1 protein-coding gene is annotated in these 721 nt (G+C 48.3%); it reads left to right on the forward strand.

What is annotated here, in order from left to right:
* Window positions 1-721 (forward strand): type VI secretion system tip protein TssI/VgrG (gene tssI, locus KP803_RS21765; RefSeq protein ID WP_248010949.1); only part of this gene is annotated, 721 nt, incomplete at both ends.

The raw sequence follows: 721 nt of genomic DNA on the forward strand, positions 1-721 counted from the left end.
TGTAATGCGTCTGGTTGCCGGGTGTAGTTTTCATGTGAGTGAGCACCCGCGAGACAGCGTTAATCGAGACTACCTAATGCTGTCAATGAGCCACATGGGCTACAACCCTAGTGTCCATGAGGAAGAGTCTCCGGAACAACCTGCCACTTACCATAACCAGTTTTGCTGTATCCCAAGAGATATTACCTATAAAGCGCCAAAGCAACCCGCACCAGTGGTTGATGGTGTTCAAACGGCCGTTGTTGTTGGGCCGGAAGGCGAAGAGATATACACCGATGAATATGGGCGCATTAAAGTTCAATTCCATTGGGATCGTTATGGCGAGAAGAACGAGCACTCAAGTTGTTGGTTGCGAGTAAGCCAAGTGATGGCAGCACCTAATTGGGGAGCAGTGTATTTACCACGCATAGGCCATGAAGTAATTGTGACCTTTTTGGAAGGTGACCCAGATCGGCCATTAGTCACAGGAGCGGTGTATAACAGGCTGCATCAGCCACCCTACGCTTTGCCAGAACACAAAACACGAACAGTACTGCGAACTCAAAGTCACAAAGCAGAAGGGCATAACGAGCTCTATTTTGAAGATGAAGCGCAGCAGGAAGAGATCCACTTCCGCGCTCAAAAAGACATGAAGACCGATGTGCTGAATAATCGCTACAGACACATTGGAAACGATGAAGAGCTCACCGTTGGTCGAGATCAAGAAAACAGCATTGATGGT

It is taken from the genome of Vibrio amylolyticus (assembly GCF_023145695.1).
GTDB lineage: Bacteria > Pseudomonadota > Gammaproteobacteria > Enterobacterales > Vibrionaceae > Vibrio > Vibrio amylolyticus.